This window comes from Methylorubrum populi, assembly GCA_036946625.1.
GTDB lineage: Bacteria > Pseudomonadota > Alphaproteobacteria > Rhizobiales > Beijerinckiaceae > Methylobacterium > Methylobacterium populi_C.
This window is the reverse complement of the sequence record JAQIIU010000002.1, coordinates 527,193-548,600: the sequence shown is the minus strand read 5'-3', so window position 1 is coordinate 548,600 and position 21,408 is coordinate 527,193. Positions and strand designations below refer to the sequence as shown.

The 21,408-nt window shown below is 71.3% G+C and carries 23 protein-coding genes; 11 read left to right on the top strand and 12 right to left on the bottom strand.

All coding sequences use genetic code 11. The annotated features are described in order from the left end of the window. The first annotated feature begins 1 nt into the window (after nucleotide 1). The 4 genes from PGN25_04360 to PGN25_04345 all read left to right on the top strand — a co-directional run bounded on the left by PGN25_04360 (nucleotide 2) and on the right by PGN25_04345 (nucleotide 5,587). Nucleotides 2-1,786, top strand: a complete 1,785-nt coding sequence (locus PGN25_04360; GenBank protein MEH3116845.1) for a magnesium chelatase subunit D — start codon at nucleotides 2-4, stop codon at nucleotides 1,784-1,786. A 12-nt stretch (nucleotides 1,787-1,798) separates the two neighbouring features. Then, nucleotides 1,799-2,701: an alpha/beta fold hydrolase gene (locus PGN25_04355; protein ID MEH3116844.1), complete on the top strand. Its 903-nt coding sequence runs from the start codon at nucleotides 1,799-1,801 to the stop codon at nucleotides 2,699-2,701. Between the two features lie 290 nt (nucleotides 2,702-2,991). Beyond that, a complete protein-coding gene (locus tag PGN25_04350; GenBank protein MEH3116843.1) occupies nucleotides 2,992-4,518 on the top strand; it encodes a phytoene desaturase in 1,527 nt (508 codons plus the stop codon). Next, nucleotides 4,499-5,587 carry a phytoene/squalene synthase family protein gene (locus tag PGN25_04345; protein ID MEH3116842.1) on the top strand — a complete coding sequence of 363 codons (1,089 nt, stop codon included), beginning with the start codon at nucleotides 4,499-4,501 and terminating at the stop codon, nucleotides 5,585-5,587. The genes PGN25_04350 and PGN25_04345 overlap by 20 nt, the downstream gene beginning before the upstream one ends. A 138-nt stretch (nucleotides 5,588-5,725) precedes the next feature. Here the strand turns inward: PGN25_04345 and ureG are convergent, their stop codons facing one another. From ureG to PGN25_04300, 9 genes are all read right to left on the bottom strand, one after another. Next, nucleotides 5,726-6,340 carry an urease accessory protein UreG gene (gene ureG, locus PGN25_04340; GenBank protein MEH3116841.1) on the bottom strand — a complete coding sequence of 205 codons (615 nt, stop codon included), beginning with the start codon at nucleotides 6,338-6,340 and terminating at the stop codon, nucleotides 5,726-5,728. 16 nt (nucleotides 6,341-6,356) lie between these two features. Continuing rightward, complete coding sequence (locus PGN25_04335; GenBank protein ID MEH3116840.1) at nucleotides 6,357-7,055, bottom strand: urease accessory protein UreF; 699 nt, start codon at nucleotides 7,053-7,055, stop codon at nucleotides 6,357-6,359. Continuing rightward, on the bottom strand, nucleotides 7,024-7,509 hold the full coding sequence (locus PGN25_04330) for an urease accessory protein UreE (protein ID MEH3116839.1): 486 nt from the start codon (nucleotides 7,507-7,509) through the stop codon (nucleotides 7,024-7,026). The genes PGN25_04335 and PGN25_04330 overlap by 32 nt, the downstream gene beginning before the upstream one ends. Then, nucleotides 7,506-8,012 carry a DUF29 domain-containing protein gene (locus PGN25_04325; protein ID MEH3116838.1) on the bottom strand — a complete coding sequence of 169 codons (507 nt, stop codon included), beginning with the start codon at nucleotides 8,010-8,012 and terminating at the stop codon, nucleotides 7,506-7,508. The genes PGN25_04330 and PGN25_04325 overlap by 4 nt, the downstream gene beginning before the upstream one ends. After that, nucleotides 8,012-8,470, bottom strand: a complete 459-nt coding sequence (locus PGN25_04320; protein ID MEH3116837.1) for a DUF29 domain-containing protein — start codon at nucleotides 8,468-8,470, stop codon at nucleotides 8,012-8,014. Before PGN25_04320 ends, PGN25_04325 begins: the two co-directional genes overlap by 1 nt. 32 nt (nucleotides 8,471-8,502) lie before the next feature. Then, entirely contained in the window at nucleotides 8,503-10,230 is a 1,728-nt protein-coding gene (ureC, locus tag PGN25_04315; protein ID MEH3116836.1) for an urease subunit alpha, read from the bottom strand. A 5-nt stretch (nucleotides 10,231-10,235) separates the two neighbouring features. Continuing rightward, entirely contained in the window at nucleotides 10,236-10,445 is a 210-nt protein-coding gene (locus PGN25_04310) for a hypothetical protein (protein ID MEH3116835.1), read from the bottom strand. After that, nucleotides 10,442-11,062 (bottom strand): urease subunit gamma, encoded by a 621-nt coding sequence (locus PGN25_04305; GenBank protein ID MEH3116834.1) that lies wholly within the window; start codon nucleotides 11,060-11,062, stop codon nucleotides 10,442-10,444. Before PGN25_04305 ends, PGN25_04310 begins: the two co-directional genes overlap by 4 nt. Before the next feature lie 93 nt (nucleotides 11,063-11,155). Then, complete coding sequence (locus PGN25_04300) at nucleotides 11,156-12,085, bottom strand: urease accessory protein UreD (GenBank protein MEH3116833.1); 930 nt, start codon at nucleotides 12,083-12,085, stop codon at nucleotides 11,156-11,158. Nucleotides 12,086-12,732: 647 nt separating this feature from the next. Here PGN25_04300 and PGN25_04295 point away from each other — a divergent pair. Continuing rightward, nucleotides 12,733-13,254 (top strand): flavin reductase, encoded by a 522-nt coding sequence (locus PGN25_04295; GenBank protein MEH3116832.1) that lies wholly within the window; start codon nucleotides 12,733-12,735, stop codon nucleotides 13,252-13,254. Nucleotides 13,255-13,533: 279 nt separating this feature from the next. Further along, nucleotides 13,534-14,202 carry a hypothetical protein gene (locus PGN25_04290; GenBank protein MEH3116831.1) on the top strand — a complete coding sequence of 223 codons (669 nt, stop codon included), beginning with the start codon at nucleotides 13,534-13,536 and terminating at the stop codon, nucleotides 14,200-14,202. 141 nt (nucleotides 14,203-14,343) lie between these two features. Here PGN25_04290 and PGN25_04285 read toward each other — a convergent pair whose 3' ends face one another. Beyond that, nucleotides 14,344-14,577: a hypothetical protein gene (locus PGN25_04285; GenBank protein ID MEH3116830.1), complete on the bottom strand. Its 234-nt coding sequence runs from the start codon at nucleotides 14,575-14,577 to the stop codon at nucleotides 14,344-14,346. A 443-nt stretch (nucleotides 14,578-15,020) separates the two neighbouring features. Between PGN25_04285 and PGN25_04280 the strand changes: the two genes are divergently transcribed. Together PGN25_04280 and PGN25_04275 are read left to right on the top strand one after the other, a co-directional pair. Then, nucleotides 15,021-16,034, top strand: coding sequence for an NAD-dependent epimerase/dehydratase family protein (locus PGN25_04280; protein MEH3116829.1), 1,014 nt, complete (start codon nucleotides 15,021-15,023; stop codon nucleotides 16,032-16,034). A gap of 269 nt (nucleotides 16,035-16,303) precedes the next feature. Further along, the gene (locus PGN25_04275) at nucleotides 16,304-16,498 is read left to right on the top strand and encodes a hypothetical protein (GenBank protein MEH3116828.1); all 195 of its coding nucleotides are present in this window, start codon (nucleotides 16,304-16,306) and stop codon (nucleotides 16,496-16,498) included. Nucleotides 16,499-16,505: 7 nt separating this feature from the next. On the opposite strand, the gene PGN25_04270 is transcribed toward PGN25_04275, so the two are convergent. Continuing rightward, a complete protein-coding gene (locus tag PGN25_04270) occupies nucleotides 16,506-16,850 on the bottom strand; it encodes a hypothetical protein (GenBank protein MEH3116827.1) in 345 nt (114 codons plus the stop codon). Nucleotides 16,851-17,208: 358 nt separating this feature from the next. On the opposite strand from PGN25_04270, the gene PGN25_04265 reads away from it, so the two are divergent. Both PGN25_04265 and PGN25_04260 read left to right on the top strand, forming a co-directional pair. Further along, nucleotides 17,209-17,454 carry a hypothetical protein gene (locus PGN25_04265; GenBank protein MEH3116826.1) on the top strand — a complete coding sequence of 82 codons (246 nt, stop codon included), beginning with the start codon at nucleotides 17,209-17,211 and terminating at the stop codon, nucleotides 17,452-17,454. Nucleotides 17,455-17,693: 239 nt separating this feature from the next. Continuing rightward, nucleotides 17,694-17,963: a hypothetical protein gene (locus PGN25_04260; GenBank protein ID MEH3116825.1), complete on the top strand. Its 270-nt coding sequence runs from the start codon at nucleotides 17,694-17,696 to the stop codon at nucleotides 17,961-17,963. Between the two features lie 138 nt (nucleotides 17,964-18,101). On the opposite strand, the gene ilvA is transcribed toward PGN25_04260, so the two are convergent. Then, nucleotides 18,102-19,640 carry a threonine ammonia-lyase, biosynthetic gene (gene ilvA / locus PGN25_04255; protein ID MEH3116824.1) on the bottom strand — a complete coding sequence of 513 codons (1,539 nt, stop codon included), beginning with the start codon at nucleotides 19,638-19,640 and terminating at the stop codon, nucleotides 18,102-18,104. 452 nt (nucleotides 19,641-20,092) lie between these two features. Between ilvA and PGN25_04250 the strand changes: the two genes are divergently transcribed. Further along, on the top strand, nucleotides 20,093-21,403 hold the full coding sequence (locus PGN25_04250; protein ID MEH3116823.1) for an IS4 family transposase: 1,311 nt from the start codon (nucleotides 20,093-20,095) through the stop codon (nucleotides 21,401-21,403). The last annotated feature ends 5 nt before the right edge of the window (nucleotides 21,404-21,408 follow it).

Genomic DNA, 21,408 nt, shown 5'->3' with positions numbered 1-21,408 from the left:
GATGGCCCCGGCACGGGACGATCCGGCCGGAGCCTGGATCGATGGCCTGCGCGCGGCCGCCCTGTTCGCCGCCGATCCGCACGGGCTCGGCGGCCTCGTCCTGCGGGCCGGGGCGGGCCCGGTGCGCGACCTCTGGCTCGATGCGCTTCGTGAGAACCTCGCCGGCCCGGTGAGGCGAATGCCGCCGGGCATCGCCGACGACCGGCTGATCGGCGGGCTCGACCTGCCCGCGACCCTGCGCGCCGGCCGCCCGGTGATCCAGCGCGGGCTGCTCGCGGAGGCCGATGGCGGCGCCGTCGTGGTGCCGATGGCCGAGCGGCTGGAACGCGGCACCGTCGCCCGGCTCGCCGCCGCCCTCGATACCGGCACGCTGGCGCTGGAACGCGACGGCCTCGCCGCCCGCCTGCCCGCCCGGTTCGGGCTCGTGCTGCTGGACGAGGGGCAAGAGGACGAGGGACAGGAGGACGAGACCGTCCCGACGGCGCTCGCCGACCGGCTGGCCTTCCGCATCGACCTGACCGGCGTGAGCCTGCGGGATGCGCGGGGTTTTTCTCCTGCCTTCGCTGAGGGGAACGGTGGTGATGCGGCAGGTCTCGCTCCTCTTCGTGCCGACCGGCCCGCGCCCGACCCCGCCGCCACGCTCTCGACCGTCGCGGAAGCGCTCGGCATCGCCTCGCTGCGGGCGCCGCTCCTCGCCCTGCGGGTCGCCCGGCGGATCGCGGCCGGGGCGGGGCGCGCCGAGCCGGACGAGGCCGACCTGATCGAGGCGGCCCGCCTCGTCCTGGCGCCCCGGGCGACACGCCTGCCCGGACCGCCGCAACCGGAGGAGGCGGACGCCGCGGAGCCCCCGCCGCCGGAGGCGCGGCCCGAGCGCGAACCGGGCGCGGCGCCGGATGCCGCGGCCGAACCGGCGGACGCCTCACGAAGGCCCGATGAGATCGTGCTCGATGCGGTCCGCGCCGCACTCCCCGACAATCTGCTGGCCCGGCTGCTTGCCGGCGGTCCGCCGCTTCGTGCCGGCGCGGCCGGGCGGATGGGTGCGGCTTCGGCCTCGCCCCTGACGGGTCGCCCCGTCGGCAGCCGTCCCGGCGATCCGCGCCGGGGGCGGCTCGACCTGATCGCGACCCTGCGCGCCGCAGCACCCTGGCAGGGCCTGCGCCGGGGCGGGGGCGAGACGCGCCGCATCCGCGTCGCGCCGGAGGATTTTCGGATCCGCCGGCTGAAGCGGCGCAGCGAAACGACGACGATCTTCTGCGTCGACGCCTCCGGCTCGGCGGCGCTGGAGCGGCTGGCCGAAGCCAAGGGCGCGGTCGAATTGCTGCTCGCCGAGGCCTACGTCCGCCGCGACCGCATCGCCCTCGTCGCTTTCCGCGGCGCGGGGGCCGAGACCGTGCTGCCGCCGACGCGCTCGCTGGTGCGGGCCAAGCGCGTGCTCGCCGGCCTGCCGGGCGGGGGCGGCACGCCGCTGGCCGCCGGCCTCGACGCCGCCGCAGCGCTCGCCCTCGGCGTGCGCCGGGCCGGCGGCAGCCCGGTGATCGTCCTGCTGACGGATGGGCGCGCCAACGTGGCGCGCTCCGGTCTCGGCGGCAGGGCGCTCGCCGGAGAGGAGGCGCTCGCCGCCGCGCGCCTGCTGCGGGCGCAGAGCCTGCCCGCCCTGGTGATCGATACCGGGGCGCGGCCCGACGGCGCCCGCCGCCTCGCCGAAGCGGCGCGGGCACGCTACTGTCCGCTGCCCCATGCGGACGCGGGCAGCGTCAGCGCGGCGGTGCGCGCCGCCACAGCCTGAGGCCCCTTGCTCGTGCCCCTCCTCGACGAAGACCGGCCGGACTGGGAACGCGACGGCCGCGACTGGCCGCACCACGCCGCGAGCCGCTTCGTGGAGGTGGCGGGCCTGCGCTGGCACATGCAGGAATTCGGCGAGGCCGAGGCGCCCGGCCTGCTGCTCCTGCACGGCACCGGAGCCGCAACCCACTCGTGGCGCGGGCTGGCGCCGCTGCTGGGGCAAAGGTTCCGGGTCGTGGCGCCCGATCTGCCGGGCCACGGCTTCACCGATCCGCTGCCCGCCCGGCGGCTCTCGCTGCCGGGCATGGCCGAGGCGGTCGCCGGCCTCGCCGCCCACCTGGGCCTGCGCCCGCGCCTCGCGGTGGGTCATTCGGCCGGCGCCGCCCTGCTCGCCCGGATGTGCCTCGACCGCCGGATCGCGCCCGACCTGCTGGTGGCACTGAACGGTGCGCTGACCCCGTTTCCGGGCGTGGCCAGCATCCTGTTTCCCGGCATCGCCCGGATGCTGTTCCTCAACCCCGTCACGCCGAAATTCTTTGCCTGGGGGGCCGACCGGGCCGCGGTGCGCCGGCTCATCGACGGCACCGGCTCGCGCCTCGACCCGCAGGGGCTCGATCTCTACCGCCGCCTCTTCACCCGCGCCGGACACGTCGCGGGGGCGCTCGGCATGATGGCGAACTGGGACCTGCCGGCCCTGGCCCGCGACCTGCCGCGCCTGACGACCCGCACGCTGCTGATCGTCGGCGGCGACGACAAGGCGATCAAGCCGGACGACGCCTTCGCCCTGCGCAACCGTCTTCCGAGCGCCCGCGTCGAGTTGCTGCGCGGTCTCGGCCACCTCGCCCACGAGGAGGCGCCGGAGCGCGTGGCGGAGATCATTCTCGCGGAAGCCGGGGCGGGGCAGGCTTCACCAGCCTGATCGGGCTCCGGTCGATCACCTCGGATCGTGTCACACGCCGTCATCGCGAGCGTCAGCGAAGCGATCCAGCGGCGCGACAGGTCCGGAGAGGGCTGCGACCTGGAGCGCTTCGGCTTCGCGATACGGCCGGCGAATGGTGCCGGACCGCGAAAGCCTGAACCGGCTTGCGTCCCGCTCCCGGATCGCTTCGCCATTCGCCTCGCAACGATGGGGAGGGACAGAGGCGATCAAGCACATACCGTATGGGACGCCTCTTGCGCCGCCGGAAATCCCGTCCATAGTGTCAAGTCATGTTGACACTCGCCGTCAAGCCGACTGACGTGCCGGAACTGGATCGCCGGCCGCACGCGGTCGTGATCGGCTCCGGCTTCGGCGGATTGGCGGCAGCCGTGCGGCTCGGCGCCCGCGGCTACCGCGTCACCGTGCTGGAACGGCTCGGCCAGCCGGGCGGACGCGCCCGGGTCCATCGGCAGGACGGCTTCACCTTCGATGCCGGGCCGACCATCGTCACCGCGCCGTTCCTGTTCGAGGAGTTGTGGCGCCTGTGCGGGCGGGAGATGCGTGAGGACATCGCCCTGGTGCCGATGCAGCCGTTCTACCGCATCCGTTTCGAGGACGGCCGGAGCTTCGCCTACAGCGGCGACCGCGCCGCGATGCGGGCGGAGGTCGCCCGGTTCGCGCCCGACGACGTGCCCGGCTACGAGCGCTTCATGGCGCACAGCGCGGCGGTGTGCCGGGTCGGCTTCGAGGAACTCGGCCACGTTCCCTTCGACAGCCTCGGCGCGATGCTGCGCATCGCGCCCGACCTGCTGCGGCTTTCCGGCCACCGCAGCGTCTACGACGTGGTCGCCCGCTTCATCCGCGACGAGCGCCTGCGCACCATCTTCAGCTTCCACCCGCTGCTCATCGGCGGCAACCCGTTCCGCGCCAGCGGGATCTACTGCCTGATCGCCCATCTCGAACGGCAATGGGGCGTCCATTTCGCCATGGGGGGCACCGGGCGGCTGGTCGACGGGCTGGTCGGGCTGATCCGCGGGCAGGGCGGCGCGATCCGCTGCGGGGCGGAGGTCGCGCGCATCCGCGTCGAGCGGGGAACCGCCACCGGCGCGATCCTGGCCGGCGGTGAGACGATTCCCGCCGACATCCTCGTCTCGAACGCCGATTCCGCCTTCACCTACGGCACGCTGCTCGGCGGCACGACCCGCCGCTGGAGCGCGCGGCGCCTGGCCCGGGCCGCCTCCTCCATGGGCCTGTTCGTCTGGTATTTCGGCACGCGCAGGAAATACCCGGCGGTCGATCACCACACGATCCTGATGGGCCCGCGCTATCGCGGCCTTTTGCGGGACATCTTCGAGCGCAAGCATCTGGCGGAGGATTGCAGCCTCTACCTCCACCGCCCGACCGCGACCGATCCGCTGCTCGCGCCGCCGGGCTGCGACGCGTTCTACGTGCTCGCCCCGGTGCCGAACCTGGCCGGCGGCCAGGACTGGGCGCAGCTCGCCGAACCGTACCGCCAGCGCATCGCCCGCGTCCTCGAAGGCTCGGTGCTGCCGGGATTCACGGACGCCCTCGTCACCTCGAAGGTGACGACGCCGCAGGATTTCGAGACCGACTTCCTGAGCTTTCGCGGCTCCGGCTTCGGGCTGGAGCCGGTGCTGACGCAATCGGCGTGGTTCCGCCCGCACAACCGCTCGGAGGACGTGGCGAACCTGTTCCTCGTCGGTGCGGGCACGCATCCCGGTGCGGGCCTGCCGGGCGTGCTGTCCTCGGCCCGAGTCCTCGATTCCGTGGTGCCGGATGCCCGTGTTCCCGCCTGACCCGCCGCACGCCTCGGCGGCGGATCGCGCCGCCTGCCGGGCCGCGATCCGCGCCGGCTCGAAGAGCTTCTTCGCCGCCTCGCTGCTGCTGCCGCCCTCGGTGCGGCGCTCGGCCTACGGCCTCTACGCCTTCTGCCGCCTCTCCGACGACGCGGTGGACGAGGCCGGCGGCGACCGCGCCGCGGCGCTCGCACGGCTGGAACGGCGGCTGACGGCGGCCTGCGCCGGCCGCCCCGAGGACCACCCGGCCGACCGGGCGCTGGCCGAGGTGCTCGCCCGCCACGCCATCCCCGAGGCGCTGCCGCGGGCGCTGCTCGAAGGGCTCGCCTGGGACGCGCGCGGCCGACGCTACGACACGCTCTCCGATCTCGCCGCCTACGCCGCCCGGGTCGCCGGCACGGTCGGGGCGATGATGACCCTGGCGATGGGCGTGCGTGACGGCCACGCCCTGGCCCGCGCCTGCGATCTCGGCATCGCCATGCAGTTCACCAACATCGCCCGCGATGTCGGCGAGGATGCGCGCGCCGGACGCCTCTACCTGCCGCGGGCGTGGCTCGCGGCGGAGGGCATCGACGCGCGCGCCTTCCTCAGCGATCCCCGGCCCGGTCCGGGTCTGCGACGGGTCGTGGCCCGCCTGCTCGCGGCGGCCGACGGGCTCTACGCCCGCGCCGAACCCGGCATCGCCGCGCTTCCCCCCGCCTGCCGCCCGGCGATCCGCGCCGCCGGCGCGATCTACGCCGAGATCGGCCGCGCGGTGGAGGCGAACGATCTCGATTCCATCACCCGCCGGGCGCGCGTGGACGGTGGACGCAAGGCCGCGCTCCTCGCCCGCGCGGCCCTGCCGGTGTTCCGATCGCCCGGGCTCGCCGCGCCGCCGCTGCCGGAGACGACCTTCCTCGTCGCAGCCGTGCTCGATCACCCGGTGCCGGCCCGGCGCCGCCTGCCGTCGTGGTGGGATGTTTCCGGGCAGGTCGTGCACGTCCTCGACCTGATCGAGGCGCTGGAAGAGCGCGACGCGTTCCGCCGCTCGAGCATCGTCCTGGATACCGGATCCAGGACGATGCTCTAGACCCTTGTCTTTGCATCGTCTTTTCAGACAAGCCGGCAGCCGCCCTTCGGGACGATGCTCTCGGCGGCGCGAGAAAAGGCCGCGACGGAACGGGTGCGCGTCTCTCCTTCCCCTTGCGGGAGGAAGGGGACGAGGCGCTCACGCCAGCCCGCCCGCCTCGACGATGAAGCGGGCAACCGTGTCCGCTCCGTGCCCCTCGCGCAGCGAGGCAAAGACATAGGGCCGGCTGCCCCGCATCCGCTGCGTATCGGACTCCATCACCGCGAGGTCGGCGCCGACGAGGGGGGCGAGGTCGGTCTTGTTGACGATGAGCAGGTCCGAGCGGGTGATGCCGGGCCCGCCCTTCCGGGGAATCTTCTCGCCGCCTGCCACGTCGATGACGTAGAGGGTGAGGTCGGCGAGTTCCGGCGAGAAGGTCGCCGCGAGGTTGTCGCCGCCGGATTCGATCAGCACGAGATCGAGCCTGGGGAAGCGGCGGCGCATCTCGGCCACCGCCGCGAGGTTGATCGAAGCGTCCTCGCGGATCGCAGTATGCGGGCAGCCGCCGGTCTCGACGCCGAGGATGCGCTCTTCCGGCAGGGCGCCGGCCACAGTGAGGATGCGCGCATCCTCCTTGGTGAAGATGTCGTTGGTGATCGCGCAGATCTCGTAACGGTCGCGGAAGCGGCGGCAGAGCTGCTCCATCAGCGCCGTCTTGCCGGAACCGACGGGTCCGCCGATGCCGACGCGCAAGGGGCCGTTCAGGGATGCCATGACTGCGAAACGATCCTCAGGAGCGGAAGATGCGGGAATACTGCATCTCGTGCCGGAAGGAACCGAGGTCGAGCCGCAGGGTCGCGCTGCCGAGCGCATCGAGACCGGCCCCGTGCAAGGACTCGGCCAGCGCCGCGACCCGGGGCGTGAGCCCGGCGAGCACAGTCGTGCCTGCGCTCTGGCCGATCGGCGCGATGCGAAGCGCGGCCGAGACGAGGTTCTGTACGAAGGCGAGGCCGTAGGCCGCCACCGTCGCCTCGCGGGCGACGCCGTGAGCGCCCGCCGCCGCGCCGACGGCGACGGGATAGGCCACGGCACCGTCGAGCCGGGCCGCGGCGCCCGCGAGGGTCGAGCAGGGCCACGCATGGAGGGTCGCGTCGAGGAAACTGCGACCCTGCTGGCTCGTCTCCAGATGAAGCTCGCGCGAGGGGCTGAGCGCCAGGGCGAGGTCGTTGATCCCGGCGAGATCCGCCGCGTCGCCCGCGGCGGCGGCGCGGTATGCGCACGTGCAGAGGATCATGTCGTTGCGGCCCGCCCCCAGTTCCAGCACGTCGGCGAGCCATTCGGCGAGGCTGGCGGCGTCACGCACGTCGCCGCATTCCACCGCCCCTTCGAGCCCGTGCGAGTAGGCGAAGGCGCCGACCGGGTAGGTCGGCGACAGCCACGCCATCAGCCGCAGGGCGTCAATCATGGTGGTGAGGGTGCCCGTGGTCATGCGCGTGATCGTGAGAGTGGCCGCCGGCATAGGCGCCGCCCTCCGGCCGGAACGGGCGCGTCACCGGCTCGGCGCTGCCGCCCAAGCCCCGCACCATCTCGGCGAGCACGTGATCGTATCCGATCCACACCGCCGCCTCGCCGATCTCGGCGGGGATGTGCCGGTTGCCGATGTGCCAGATCAGCCGCTTGAGCGCGAGCGGGGAGGGCGCGCGGATCTCCAGCAGGGCCTCGGGCGCCGCCTCGACCCAGACGAGCCGCCCGTCCTCCAGGGCGAGGGCGTCGCCGTCGTCGAGGACGGTCGCCTCGGCCAGATCGAGCAGGAACGCGGTGCCGCCGACGCCGCGCATCGCCATCCGGCGGCGGTGCCGGTCGCCGGAATCGAGCACGACGCGGTCGACGATCTCGCCGGGGCCGAGACGGTCGCGGCGGATGACGCGGGTGGCGCGGATCATGGCGCACGCCTCCACCATCCCTCGCCGCGGATCGCATCGTCACCGTACGGGTCCGGGAAGAAGCCGCTGCGCAGAACCTCGTCTTCCGTGAAGGGGCTGGACTCCGAAAAGCTGTCGTCGAACAGGGCACTTTCCAAGACGGCACGCGCCTTGGCCTCCGGATAGGTCGCCGCGATCAGCCTCGGCAAGGCGGCACGCAGGCTCGGACTTTCCGTAAGGAGGCGTTCGACGCGAAGGCGTTGGATGTCGATGGTTGCGGCCCAGGAGTGGCCGCGCAGGTCCACCTGCTCGGCCCAGCGCAGGAGTCCGGTGAGGAACACACCGAGCCGGGCCCGCAACTCGTTCTCATATTCGACCGCCAGTTCATCCATGATCTCGGACAGATGGTCGAAATCGAGCGCATCCAGGCGCTGCGCGCGAAGCGCCTCCGCCTGCGCGTCGGCCCAGGCGGCGAGATCGGCGGAAAACAGCGTGTCCGACGGCGTGGACTCGGGTCGGGACATCAGGGGACGAAATCCGGGTCGAGGATCTGGGCCAGGGTGAAGGGCAGACCGTCCGGGAAAGCGCTCTCGTCCATCCCGGTTTCCTGAGCCGCCCGGCGCCTCGCGTCGCGATAGGTTTCAGCCAGGATCTCGGCCGGATATCCGCGCAGACTCGGGCTTCGCGTGGTGAGACGCCCGATATCCCGCCGCTGGTTCCGCAGGGTGACGTGCCCACTCACGGTGGCTCGACCGGGCTGGACCCGGAACTTGAGCAGGTGGAGGATCGACACGCTCAGATGCGACTCGATCGCCGCCCGCTGACTCCGCCCCAAGGATTCGACCTCGTCGATCAGATTCGCGACATCGAGCGCGCCCGGCTCGCGCGCCGTCATGGCCTGGGCCTGCCTGCGAGCCCAGGCATGGAAATCCATCTCATGAAGATCGGCCGCCAGCGGCGGCTTCGGCGCGGCCTCGGTCATCGCGTCGCCTCCTTTCGGCGGCCGATCATAGCTCAGAACAGGAAGTAGCGCTGCGCCATCGGCAGGACCTCGGCCGGTTCGCACACCAGAAGCTCGCCGTCGGCACGCACGTCGTAGGTCTCGGGGTCGATCTCGATGACCGGCGTGGCGTCGTTGAGGATCATGCTCTTCTTCGAGATGCCGCCGCGCACGTTCTCCACCGCAACGAGTTCCTTCGAGATCCGCAGCCGCGCGCGCAGGCCGTCCTCGATCGCCGCCTTCGAGACGAAGGTGAGCGCGGTCGCGAACGGGGCGCGGCCGTAGGTGCCGAACATCGGGCGATAGTGCACGGGCTGCGGCGTCGGGATCGAGGCGTTGGGGTCGCCCATCGGTGCGGTGGCGATCATGCCGCCCTTGAGCACGAGGTCGGGCTTCACCCCGAAGAAGGCCGGCGTCCACAGCACGAGGTCGGCGAGCTTGCCCGGCTCCACCGAGCCGATGTGGCGCGACACGCCGTGGGCGATGGCCGGGTTGATCGTGTACTTCGCCACGTAGCGCCGGGCGCGCAGGTTGTCGTTGCCGGAGGCATCGCCCGGCAGGGCGCCGCGCTGGCGCTTCATCTTGTCCGCCGTCTGCCACGTGCGGATCACCACTTCGCCGACCCGGCCCATCGCCTGGCTGTCCGAGGACATCATCGAGAGCGCGCCGATGTCGTGCAGGATGTCCTCGGCCGCGATGGTCTCCTTGCGGATGCGGCTCTCGGCAAACGCCAGATCCTCGGGAATCGACGGGTCGAGGTGATGGCACACCATCAGCATGTCGAGATGCTCGTCGATGGTGTTTTTCGTGAAGGGCCGCGTCGGGTTCGTCGACGACGGGAGCACGTTGGCGAGGCCGGCGACCTTCATGATGTCCGGCGCGTGGCCGCCGCCGGCGCCCTCCGTGTGGAAGGCGTGGATGGTGCGCCCCCTGAAGGCCGCGATGGTGTCCTCGACGAAGCCCGACTCGTTGAGCGTGTCGGTATGGATCATGACCTGGATGTCGTGGGCGTCCGCCACCGACAGGCAGGTGTCGATCGCCGCCGGCGTCGTGCCCCAATCCTCGTGGAGCTTGAGCGCGCAGGCGCCGGCCCGGACCATCTCCTCCAGCGCGCCGGGCACCGAGGCGTTGCCCTTGCCGGCGAAGGCGAGGTTCATCGGGAAGGCGTCGGCCGCCTCGATCATCCGGGCGATGTGCCAGGGTCCCGGCGTGCAGGTGGTGGCGAAGGTGCCGTGCGCCGGCCCGGTGCCGCCGCCGAGCATCGTCGTGACGCCGGAGCAGAGCGCCTCCTCGATCTGCTGCGGGCAGATGAAGTGGATGTGGCTGTCGAAGCCGCCGGCGGTGAGGATCTTTCCTTCGCCCGCGATGACTTCGGTGCCGGGGCCGACGACGATGTCGACGCTCGGCTGGACGTCCGGGTTGCCGGCCTTGCCGAGCCGATGGATGCGGCCCGCCTTGAGGCCGACATCGCACTTCACCACGCCCCAGTGGTCGAGCACGACCGCGTTGGTGACGACGGTATCGACCGCGCCTTCCGCATTGGTGACCTGCGACTGGCCCATCCCGTCGCGGATCACCTTGCCGCCGCCGAACTTCACCTCCTCGCCGTAGACCGTGAGGTCGCGCTCGACCTCGATCTCCAGGCTGGTGTCGGCGAGCCGGATGCGGTCGCCGGTGGTCGGGCCGAACATGTCGGCATAGGCGGCGCGGGGGAGGGCGGCGGGCTTGGGGGTGTCGGACATGTGCCTCACGCTTTCCCGCTCAGGCCAGTGAAGTTCGCCGAATGATCGCCTTGCGGTCGAAGGTCGGCGTGGTTTTGCAGCCGGTCGATCGTGCCGATCGGGTGATCGGAAAACCCGGCCTCGCGCCTTTCAAGGGGTTTGGCCAGCACCCGGACGGTCTCGACCGGGACGACCGCGTTGACGAAGAAGCGGACATCCCGGCGCGCGAGCGTCACAGCCGACCCATCACGTCGCCGCGGAAACCGTACACCGTGCGGTCACCCGAGAGCGGCACCAGCGTCACCTCCCGCGTCGAGCCCGGCTCGAAGCGGATCGCCGTGCCCGGTGCGATGTCGAGGCGCCGGCCGCGCGCCTTCTCGCGGTCGAAACGCAAGCCGGGGTTCGCCTCGAAGAAGTGGTAGTGCGAGCCGACCTGGATCGGCCGGTCGCCGGTATTGGCCACCTCGATCACCGTCCGCGGCGCGTCGGCGTTGAAGACGATCTCGCCGGGCCGCGTCGTCACCGTGCCGGGCACGTCGGCCGAGGGCGCGCCGCGGATCGGATGGTGGACGGTGACGAGCTTGGTGCCGTCGGGGAAGGTCGCCTCGACCTGGATGTCGTGGATCATCTCGGGCACCCCCTCCATCACCCGGGAGGCGTCGAGCACGGCGGCGCCCGCCTGCATCAGCTCGGCGACGGAGCGCCCGTCGCGGGCGCCCTCCACTACGAAGTCGGTGATGAGGGCCACGGCCTCCGGATGGTTGAGCTTCACCCCCCGCGCCAGCCGGTTGCGGGCGACCTGGGCCGCCATGGCGACGAGGAGCTTGTCTTTCTCGCGGGGCGTGAGGAGCAAGGGACGCGTCCTGGGATGAGGGTCGGTCGAAGGCGTTGCGCTCGAACGTGGTGCGCTGGAGCAAGGATCATGCGCGGGCGCGGGTCAAGCCGGTCAGCCCTGCCAGACGCGCGGCATCGGCCGCCCGCGCCACGCGGCGAGGAAGCGGGCGGCGCCCGCGCGCAAGGGGGCGATCGTCGGGGCCAGCATGCGCACGGCGAGGTGGCCGTTCCAGGCGCTGGCGCCGGCCTCGACGCCCGCCGGCAACGGGTCGAGCAGGGCCCGGGCCTCGTCGAGGCGCGCTTCGGCGCCGGGCGAGAGATCGAGGATCGTCGCGAGCGCCCGCGCGCCGCCGCCGATCGCCTTCCGGGCCATGACGGCGGTGACGGCCCCTTCGAGACGCAGCGTGTCGGCGTAGGCGAGGCGCCCGTCGCGGCGGATGCGCCAGCGATCCTCGAACAAGGCCTCCTCCAGGCTCTCGCCGCGGGCGGCGCGGCCGAGCACCGCGATCTCGGCCACGAGCAGCGCGGCGCCGGGGGCGAGATCCGCCTCGAGGCGGCGGACGAGGCGGGCGCGGTCGAACAGGATCGTCTCCTGCGGCAGCCAGTCGAGCCGCCCGCCGGACGCGACCGTCACGCGGTTGACGATCTCGGCGTGCGGCCCGTCCGAGCGGTAGACCTTCTCCGCCGCGGTCGTGGTCAGCAGGCAGGCTCCGCCCGGATCGACCACGACCGAGACCTCGAAGACGTCGCCGCAGGCGATGCCGCCGCCGGTGTTGACGAGGACGCCCTCCAGCATCGGCTCGGCCCCCTGGCGGGGCAGGCGCAGGCGCAAGGGGCCGCTCTCGGCGAGATCGACGATCCGCGTCGGGCCGCCCTCGCCGCCGGCCGGGGCGACGCGCAGGCGCACCGCACCGTGCGAGCGCTGACGGGACGGGGGAAGGCGGAGCGGATCGGCGGCGGAGATGGCGTGGCCTCGGATGGATCGTCCGAGCTTCATCGGCCAGCGGCCGGCCGGTCCGCAAGGGAGCGGGCGCGGTGCCATCCCAGAGCCGTCGCTCGAAGCCGCTCGAGCGGCTTCGCGGCGCCAAGGGACACGGCCAAGAGCGCCGCGCGGAGCGGGCTTCTCAGGACCCTGGTCCTGAGAAGCATCGAGCGGAGCGAAAGCCCAAGGGGCCGAGATGTCCGCGGAGGCGGGCGCCGGCGACTGAGGCCGTTTCCGCTTGATGGCTTCGGGTTTGGCCCCCCTCCGTCATCGCGAGCGGCCGCGAAGCGATCCAGGGCGCGCCCTGTCCGGAAAGGGCGCGCCCTGGATCGCCACGGCTTCGCCTCGCGATGACGCAGGAGAGGCCGAACTCATCAACCGGATGGCGTATGAGGCCGGCAAAAACCAGGGCAATCGCTTGAAAGCGATTGCCCTGCGGTGCCATCCCGCACCGATTGTCGGCATGCCCGGCGTCCGATGAAGCCATCGACGGCCCGTCGCGTCTTGACCGGTGCCGCACGAACACCCACCGCGTTCGACGACCTCCGGTCCATCCCCATGGGCGGATGTCGGCCTCGATGGACTTTGCGTGGCACCCGCGCGATGGACTTCCACGGGGGCCGTGCGGACTTCGTGAGCGTTCACCCCGGCCCGACGACTTTCCACCCAACGATCGGGACCCGAGCCGGCCCCGAGAGGCGACTGCCATGACCGCACACGATACCGAGGCCGCCGTTTCCGCCTCGGCCTACCGCGAGGCGATGTCCCGGCTCGCGAGCGCCGTGCATCTCGTGACCACGGACGGGCCCGGCGGCCGGGCGGGCCTGACGGCCTCTTCGGTGTGCAGCGTCAGCGACGGGCCGCCGACGTTGCTGGTCTGTCTGAACCGCAACGCGTCGGCCTATCCCGCCTTGCTCCGCAACGGGGTCCTGTGCGTCAACACGCTGTCGGACGCGCATGCGGACCTCGCCGCCGACTTCGCCGGACGCCTGCCGCCGGCCGAACGCTTCGGCGGCCGAAGCTGGAACCGCCTGCGGACCGGCGCCCCGATCCTGCCGGACGCCCTGATCGCCTTCGATTGCCGGATCGTGGACCGCCATCCGATCGGCACCCACGACGTGCTGATCGGCGCCGTGGTGGCGCTCGCCGAAGCCAGCGACGCCCATGGGCTGCTCTACGCCGACCGGCGCTATCGCACCCTGCCGCGCAGGCCGCCCGCCGCCGAGTGACGGGCAGAGGCCGCCTGCCGCCGCCCGCTTCAGCGCTCGTAGTGACGCGCGCGCCGTGTCGGGGTTGAAGCGGCTCCGGCCGGACCGCTGTGCGGTGCGAGGAGAAGCGGATCGTGCGGCGGAACGCTTTCGATTTCGCACATCCGGGATACAAGGATCTATGGACGCGTCGGACCGAGGCCGTTAACCTCACCCTCGGCTTCCGCGCGGTGCTCGAATGCGCCCGAAAACGGAGCCGACGGCGGGCTTGATCCTTCTCCGATCCCGAGGGGAATTCCCATGTCGAGCGGCAGCCGCATCCGAACCGTTCTCGTCCTTCTCGGCACGATCCTGGCCGCCGGCCCCGCCGCGGCCGAGGACGGGCCGGGCGGCAAGCCCCGCGAACCGTCCGAGACCAAGGCGTCCGGCAACTGGACCGATCCGCCCGTCCGGCCGGAACCCGCACCGACCAACGCCGCCGCCCCGCGACCGGTCTCGACACCCGCCAAGATCGATGAGCCCACCGGACCCAAGCGCGCGGATCACCGATCGGTCCGGCGCTCGGCCAAGCTGAGGCGCCAGGAAATCCGGAAGACGGCGAGCCGCGCACATGCCGTTCGGCAGGCCAGGGTCTCGGAGCCGAAGACCCGTCGGGTCGCGGCGGCGCGGGTTCCGCCGCGCGTCGCCGCCCCACCGCGACAGGCGGGTGGGCGGATGGGCGGCTGGCGCCCGGTCTACGGCTATATCGAGCCCGAAGCGCCGGCAGCCGCCTATTACGCGCGGCGCCGCTTCGGAACGGTGGGGAGCGGGCCGGGCGGCCTCGGCCTCCCTTCGGCGATGGGACCGACCTACCGCATCGTCCGCGCGGAGCCGGAGGGCCCCCGCGTCATGCGCTGGCGCGGACCGATCCTGCCGTTCGGATACACGATCGCCGAACCGGCCCCGCCCGATGCGTTCGAGGACGAATGAAGGCGTGCCGTCCAAGTCGAGAAAATCCGACGGCAAAGGAAACCCGGCACCGCTTTCGATGCCGGGCTCTTCACGAAATCGCAGGACGACCCGGTCCGACGCCTCGCGCAACACCGAATCACACCGGCGTGTGTCGCCGGTTCAGCGGATCCGGCCGGGACGGGCCGGCTCGAACACGACGCGGCGGTGATAGGCGCACCAGCTCTTGCCGTCGGCCACCGGGGCACCGCAACAGACGGCCTGATCGTTGGGTTCGCCGATGATGAACTTGCAGACGAAGGTGCCGGACTGCGCGAACGGAACGCGAAGATCGGCGGAGGGCTCGGCAATCGCATCGGCCTCGCCGACTTGCGGCAGGCGGAAAAGCTGGTTCATCGGGCGGACACTCGGTGTTCGAACGCGCTGGACCCAAGCGAGGGGCGATACGGCGCCCAGGGCCTGGATGGATGTCTCGGCCGGCCTTGCCTTCATGTCTCGCCGGTGCGACGACATCCGGCCCCGACGGGACGACGGAACCGGCGGCGCGGGCAAGCACAAGGCGTAGATCGGCTGATAGTCCGGCGTAAGTATACCCGATTCCCTGATAAACAAGCCCCGAGCCGGCGCGACAGGTGCGCGCTGCAAGCAGGCTTGCCGCATCCGCCGAGCGGATGGCCGATGCCGTTTTTCTTGCGAGGGCGACGTTCGATGTCGGGATCATGCCTCGCCGATGTCGTGGATGACCCCTGCCTGCCGTCCGGTGACGGGCCGTCCTTGCGACGGGGGTGCGGCAAGAGTATCCGGCTGTTCTTCGAAGGAATCCTCGCACCGGACCCCGCATGCGCGCTCTCGTCACCGGCTCGGCCGGTTTCATCGGCCATGCGCTGAGCCGCCGTCTGCTCGCGGCGGGCCACGAGGTGACCGGTTTCGACGGATTGTCGTCCTACTACGACGTCGCCCTGAAGCGGGCCCGGCACGCGGACCTCGCCCGGCATCCCGGTTTCGAGGCGGTGGAGGCGCGGCTCGAAACGCCGGGTGCGCTCACCGAGGCGATGGCGCGGGCGAAGCCCGATCGCGTGTTCCATCTCGCCGCCCAGGCCGGCGTGCGCTACAGCCTGATCGATCCCGGCGCCTATGTCGAGGCGAACCTCGTCGGCTTCGCCAACCTGCTGGAGGCGGTGCGCGCCCATCCGGTCCGGCACCTGCTGGTGGCCTCGACCAGTTCGGCCTATGGCGGCAATGCCGGCCTGCCGTTCCGCGAGACCGATCGCGCGGTCTCGCCACTCACCCTCTACGCCGCCTCCAAGCTCGCCAACGAGGCGATGGCGCATTCCTACGCCCACCTGTTCGGCGTGCCGACCACCGCCTTCCGCTTCTTCACGGTCTACGGGCCGTGGGGGCGGCCGGACATGGCCCTGTTCCTGTTCACCCGGAAGATCCTGGCGGGCGAGCCGATCGAGGTGTTCGGCGCGGGCGCGGCGGAACGCGACTTCACCTATATCGACGACCTGATCGACGCGATCGCGGCGCTGTCGAACCGCCCGCCGCCGCGCCCGTCCGAGGGCGGACCGGTCTCGGAGGCCGACACCCTGAGCGCGGTCGCGCCCTACCGCCTCGTCAATATCGGCGGCGGACGGCCGGTGCGGCTCGACGCGATGATCGGCGCGCTCGAAACGGCTCTCGGCCGCAGGGCCGAACGCGTGCTCAAACCCCTGCCGCCGGGCGACGTGATCCGCACCCATGCGAGCACCGACCTGCTGCGCGACCTCGTCGGCAGCCTGCCCGAGACGCCGCTGGAGACCGGCATCCCCGCCTTCGTGAAGTGGTACCTCGAATATTACGGGAATTCGTGAGCCTCGCCGGCTCCGGCGCATCCGGGACGATGCGCTGAAACCGCTCCGCTTCCTTTGGCTTTCGCGGCACGCCCCCAGCATCGTATTCGTGTCTGAGAGCCTGTTTGACTGCAGTGATCCCATCTCGCCCCTCATCCTGAGGTGCCGCGTGAGCGGCCTCGAAGGGTGCTCCAGGTTCCGCGCGGGATCTGGAGCACCCTTCGAGGCCTCCGCTACGCTCCGGCACCTCAGGATGAGGGTGGGGATGGGAGTAGGATCTTCCTCTCGCCTTGCCGTTGCCTGACGAAGACACGGCGGCCGGTCAAACAGGCTCTGACGGTTCATCCGAATGCGCCCGCTTCGCCCGGCTGAAGAGCGTGATGCGGGCGCCGGTACTGGTCGATCTGCGCAGCGTCCGCGCGCCGGACGATGCCCGTCGCCAGGGCCTGCGCAGCGTCGGCGACCTGGCCCGCCGCGGCGATTGAACCGGCTTCAGCGCGCCGCGCGCCGGGCGAGCAGGAGGTGGAGAGCGTGGGCGGCCATGCCGCCGATCACGGCGCCGCCGCCCTTGACGAGGAAGTCGAACACCCGGCCGTGCCGGCTCGCGGTCAGGCCCTGCGCCGCTTCCAGTGTCCCCGCGAGGACGACCGCCACCGTGAGCGCCAGTCCCCAGCGCCGCGGATAGGAGAGGGCGAGCAGGAACCCGAACAGCATGTAGGCGCCGGCCCGCTCCAGGTTGGGCGAGGCCAGGACGGGTCTGGCCTCGATCGGCGAGAGCGTCACCACGACGAGGCCGAGGGCCACGATCCACGCCATCAGGCGAACCAGCGTCAGCATGCCCCCTCGTGCGCGTAAGCCGGCGCCGACGTCAAGTGCGATGCGGGCCTCCGCTCCCGCGCCGCTTCGGGGTCCGTTCGGGCGAGCGGACGGTCATGCCGAGGCGTCGCATCGTCGGAGGACTTGCCTGACGCATCGCCTTTTCCCGGAAGCCGGCAACCACCTTTCGGGACGATGCTCCGGCCGCGACCGGGACCTGAGGCCGGAACGGACCGCACGCTCAGGATTCCATCGGCTACTTAAGATAAAAACATGCGGAATATCCCTAATTTGGAGGATGCAATTTGCTCGAATCCGTTGCCTCCTCGGCCCTCGGGGACACGGGCTGCGGGGCGCCAGCGAAGCGCCGATGCCGGCCGTGAGCCCCATCGAGGGGGGAATAGTCATGGTCAGGAACGGAGCGGTTCATCCGCGCTGGGTGCAACGCAGGGACGAGCGGCGGGCGGGCCGCTACGGCGGCGACAAGGTGGTGCGTTGGATCGCGCGTCCGACCCTGATGAAGGGGGGCCCCAAGAACACGGACACGGACGACGGCGGGCCCGGCCCGGCCGAGCGCACCCGGCCCAAAGGCTTCACCGGCCTGCGGATCGTGTCCGAGACCTGACCGGGCTCGCGCCGGCGTCGGCCGTGTCGAGGCCGGCGTCCGGCAAGGAACGCGCATCGCCTCATCAGTCGTGCTCGACACGGATCGGACGTTCATGTGATTCGTGGCCGAGGCTGCCGGCGCTTCTCTTGGAAACCGGCCGGAATCTCTTGCCTTATCTCTTGGCAACCTCTTCGGCCGGGTTCATGTTTGCCTGACGAAAGCCGCCGGGCAACGCGGCGGCATCGGAGGATCGTCCCGTGCTCGCAGCCAACCGCCTGATCAAAGCCGCCTGGGTCGCCGTCGACATCACACAGGACCGCACCGAGCGAGTCCTCGTGGTCGAGACCTACATCGCCGTCAGCCCCTTGGAGAAGAACTACGACGCGCACCGCTACGCGTGCGTCGTGGAGGATGTGCGCCGCGTTCTCGGCGAGCATTCGGAGATCGACCGCGCCTCGATCCTGAGCATGCATCGGGATGCCGGCTGCACCGCCCTGTTCCGCAGCCACCCCGCGACCGTGGCCTGACGCGCCCCGCTCATCGGCCGATCCGATGCCCGGGGGATCGCCCGTGTCGGAACGGTGCGCTTCGGACGCCGGCGCATCGCGGAGCGACCGGAAGCGGTCCGCATGCCGTCGTCACGCGCTATCGCGCCGGAACACGTCCTAGCGATGGCCCGACCCGGCCCCCGTGCCGTTGTCGAGGAACAGGCGGTAGGCCGGATTGTCGGTCTCGTCCACGAACGGGTAGCCGAGGGCGTCGAGAGCGGCGTCGAAGCGGGCGCGCTCGGCCTGCGGCACCTCGATCCCGGCGAGCACCCGGCCGTAATCGGCACCGTGGTTGCGGTAGTGGAACAGGCTGATGTTGAAGCCGTCCCCGAGCGCCTCCAGGAACTTCATCAGCGCGCCGGGCCGCTCCGGGAACTGGAAGCGGTAGAGCCGCTCGTCGGCGAGCCCGACCGCGCGCCCGCCCACCATGTAGCGGACATGGACCTTGGCCATCTCGTTGTCGCTCATGTCGGCGACGCGGTAGCCGGCGCTCTCCAGGGCCGCGATCAGGTCGCGCTTCTCGGGCCGCCCGCCGGGAAGGTTGATGCCGACGAAGATGCGCGCGTCGCCGCCCTGTGCGTAGCGGTAGTTGAACTCGGTGATCGCGCGGGGGCCGAGCGCGCCGATGAAGGCACGGTAGGCGCCGGGCCGCTCGGGGATGGTGACGCCGAGGAGCACCTCGCGCTCCTCGCCGATCTCCGCCCGCTCGGCGATGTGGCGCAGGCGGTCGAAGTTGAGGTTGGCGCCGGACGAGATCGCCACCAGCGGCCCCGCACCGGGATTCTCCGCAGCCCAGGCCTTGGCGCCGGCCAGACTCAGCGCCCCCGACGGCTCGGAGATCGCACGGGTGTCGTCGAAGATGTCCTTGACCGCCGCGCACATCGCGTCGGTGTCGACGGTGATCACCGCGTCGAGATGCTCGCGGCAGAGGCGGAAGGTTTCCTCGCCGGCCTGCCGCACGGCGACGCCGTCGGCGAACAGCCCGACGCTTCCCAGCATCACCCGGTCGCCGGCCCGGATCGCCTCGGCCATGGTGGCGGCGTCCTCGGGCTCGACGCCGATCACCTTGGTCTCCGGCCGCAGGTACTTGACGAAGGTGGCGATGCCGGCGGCGAGCCCGCCGCCGCCGATCGGCACGAAGATCGCCTCGATCGGCCCGGTATGCTGGTGCAGGATCTCCATGCCGATCGTGCCCTGGCCGGCGATCACCTCCGGGTCGTCGAAGGGATGCAGGAAGGTCAGTCCCCACTGCGCTTCGAGGCGCCGTGCCTCGGTGAGCGCCTCGTCGAAGGCGTCGCCGTGCAGCACCACCTCGGCGCCCCGCGCCCGGCAGGCATCGACCTTGATGGCGGGCGTGGTGCGCGGCATCACGATCACCGCCCGCACCCCGAGCTTGGCCGCGCCGAGCGCCACGCCCTGCGCGTGATTGCCCGCCGAGGCGCAGATCACGCCGCGCTCCAGTTGCTCGCGCGGCAGCGACGCCATCTTGTTGTAGGCGCCGCGCAGCTTGAACGAGAACACCGGCTGGAGATCCTCGCGCTTCAGCAGCACGGGACGGCCGAGCCGCTCGGTCAGGCGCGGCATCGGATCGAGCGGGCTCTCGATCGCCACGTCGTAGACGCGGGCGGAGAGGATCTTCTTGATGTAGTCGGTCACGGGCAGGCCTTCGGCCGCGTCAACGGGGCAGGGTTCACCCGGGACTTAGACCTTCGGCGGCCAGGATGCGAGGGGATGCCCCGCGGGCCGAGGATGCCTCAGAGCCTGTTTGACCGGCCGCCGTGTCTTCGTCAGGCAACGGCAAGGCAAGGCAAGAGGAAAGCCATAACTCCCATCCCCACCCTCATCCTGAGGCGCCGCGAAGCGGCCTCGAAGGGTGTTCCAGATCCCGCGCGATCCCTGGAACACCCTTCGAGGCCTCCGCTACGCTCCGGCACCTCAGGATGAGGGGCGAGATGGGATCACCGCTGTCAAACAGGCTCTGAGAGCTATGCCTTTTAAGGTTCGTTTATATTAACTATATCCTTGCAATGAGCGAAGCATTGCAAGGATCCGATCCAGTCTGGTCTGCCGTCATTGAACGGTTCGAGAACTATGCGCCGACGAGCCTGATGGCCCGCACGGCCTTGGAACACGCGCTGCCGGCCGGCTGGATCGACGAGGTGTTCGAGCAGCATCGCCAGCGGCAATACACGCGGGAGTTGCTGTTCTCCACTGTCGTCAGGCTGACGATGCTCGTCGCTCTCGGCCTGCGCTCGTCGTTGCACGCCGCTGCGCGCGAAGCCGAAGACCTGACCGTCTCGCTGCCCGCCCTCTACGACAAGGTCAACCGCACCGAGCCCGACCTGCTGCGCGCCCTCGTGCGCGGCAGCGCGACCCGACTGGCCCCGGTGATGACCGCGGCGGGCACCGGCCATCCGAGCCTGCCGGGCTACGCACTGCGCGTGCTGGACGGCAACCATCTGCCCGGCAGCGACAAGCGCCTGAAGCCTCTGCGCGCGCATCGCGGCGCCGCCCTGCCGGGGCAGACCCTGGTCGTCTACGATCCCGATACCGGCCTGGCCGTCGATCTGGTGGCGGCCGAAGATGCTTATGCCGACGAACGGGCGCTGGCCCGGGCCCTCCTGGACGCTGCCGCGCCCGGTCAGGTCTGGGTCGCCGATCGGCACTTCTGTGTCCGGACCTGGCTGCAGGGTCTGGTTGAGGCAGGCAGCCACTTCGTGGTGCGTCGGCACGGCAACCATCCCCGCCTGGGCGCGCAGGGGGATTGGCAGGCGTGCGGCTCCTGCGAGACCGGCACACTGTGTGAGCAGAGCATTACGCTGGAGGGGAGCGGCGATGCGTGGCGGCGCATCGCGCTGAGCTTGACGGCGCCAACGACGGAGGGAGACCGGACGATCTGGCTGTGGAGCAACCTGCCGGCGAGCGTCAGTGCGGCGCAGATCGCGCAGGTGTATCGGCGACGCTGGCGGATCGAGGGTCTGTTCCTGCAGATGGAACGGGTGCTGCACAGCGAGGCCGGTCGCCTGGGTCGTCCGCGGGCGGCCCTGCTGGGGTTTGCCGCTGCCGTTCTGGCCCACAACGTGCTGAGCCTGCTGAGCGCGTGCATCGAGCAGGTGCACGGGCCCGAGCCGCGGGTCTCGGTGTTCCACCTGAGCCGTCAGATCGGTGCCGGCTACGAGGGGCTGATGGTGGCGCTCGGACACGGCTCTGTGTTGACGGGCCAGGAGGATGCGGCGAGCGTCGCGGCCCGCTTGCTCGCCTTGGCGGAGCGGGTCGACCCAGGGCGGATTGCAACCAGCCCGCGTGGTCCCAAGCGCAAGGTCGACAAGCCCTATGTAGCGGCGGCTACGGCCCGAAAACACGTCGCCACCGCCAGGGTCCTCGAAAAGGCCAAGCTAATGGCTAAGAAAACACCTTAAAAGGC

Bases quoted from the DNA above. Each gene is read 5' to 3' on its own strand.
- PGN25_04330 (MEH3116839.1), bottom strand. From the start codon at position 7,509: ATGATCCGCGCCACCCGCGTCATCCGCCGCGACCGTCTCGGCCCCGGC.
- PGN25_04345 (MEH3116842.1), top strand. From the start codon at position 4,499: ATGCCCGTGTTCCCGCCTGACCCGCCGCACGCCTCGGCGGCGGATCGC.
- PGN25_04270 (MEH3116827.1), bottom strand. From the start codon at position 16,850: ATGCTGACGCTGGTTCGCCTGATGGCGTGGATCGTGGCCCTCGGCCTC.
- PGN25_04290 (MEH3116831.1), top strand. From the start codon at position 13,534: ATGTCGAGCGGCAGCCGCATCCGAACCGTTCTCGTCCTTCTCGGCACG.
- ureC (MEH3116836.1), bottom strand. From the start codon at position 10,230: ATGTCCGACACCCCCAAGCCCGCCGCCCTCCCCCGCGCCGCCTATGCC.
- PGN25_04325 (MEH3116838.1), bottom strand. From the start codon at position 8,012: ATGTCCCGACCCGAGTCCACGCCGTCGGACACGCTGTTTTCCGCCGAT.
- PGN25_04360 (MEH3116845.1), top strand. From the start codon at position 2: ATGGCCCCGGCACGGGACGATCCGGCCGGAGCCTGGATCGATGGCCTG.
- PGN25_04250 (MEH3116823.1), top strand. From the start codon at position 20,093: ATGGCCCGCACGGCCTTGGAACACGCGCTGCCGGCCGGCTGGATCGAC.
- ureG (MEH3116841.1), bottom strand. From the start codon at position 6,340: ATGGCATCCCTGAACGGCCCCTTGCGCGTCGGCATCGGCGGACCCGTC.
- PGN25_04320 (MEH3116837.1), bottom strand. From the start codon at position 8,470: ATGACCGAGGCCGCGCCGAAGCCGCCGCTGGCGGCCGATCTTCATGAG.
- PGN25_04285 (MEH3116830.1), bottom strand. From the start codon at position 14,577: ATGAACCAGCTTTTCCGCCTGCCGCAAGTCGGCGAGGCCGATGCGATT.
- PGN25_04300 (MEH3116833.1), bottom strand. From the start codon at position 12,085: ATGGCACCGCGCCCGCTCCCTTGCGGACCGGCCGGCCGCTGGCCGATG.
- PGN25_04335 (MEH3116840.1), bottom strand. From the start codon at position 7,055: ATGACCACGGGCACCCTCACCACCATGATTGACGCCCTGCGGCTGATG.
- PGN25_04350 (MEH3116843.1), top strand. From the start codon at position 2,992: ATGTTGACACTCGCCGTCAAGCCGACTGACGTGCCGGAACTGGATCGC.
- PGN25_04295 (MEH3116832.1), top strand. From the start codon at position 12,733: ATGACCGCACACGATACCGAGGCCGCCGTTTCCGCCTCGGCCTACCGC.
- PGN25_04280 (MEH3116829.1), top strand. From the start codon at position 15,021: ATGCGCGCTCTCGTCACCGGCTCGGCCGGTTTCATCGGCCATGCGCTG.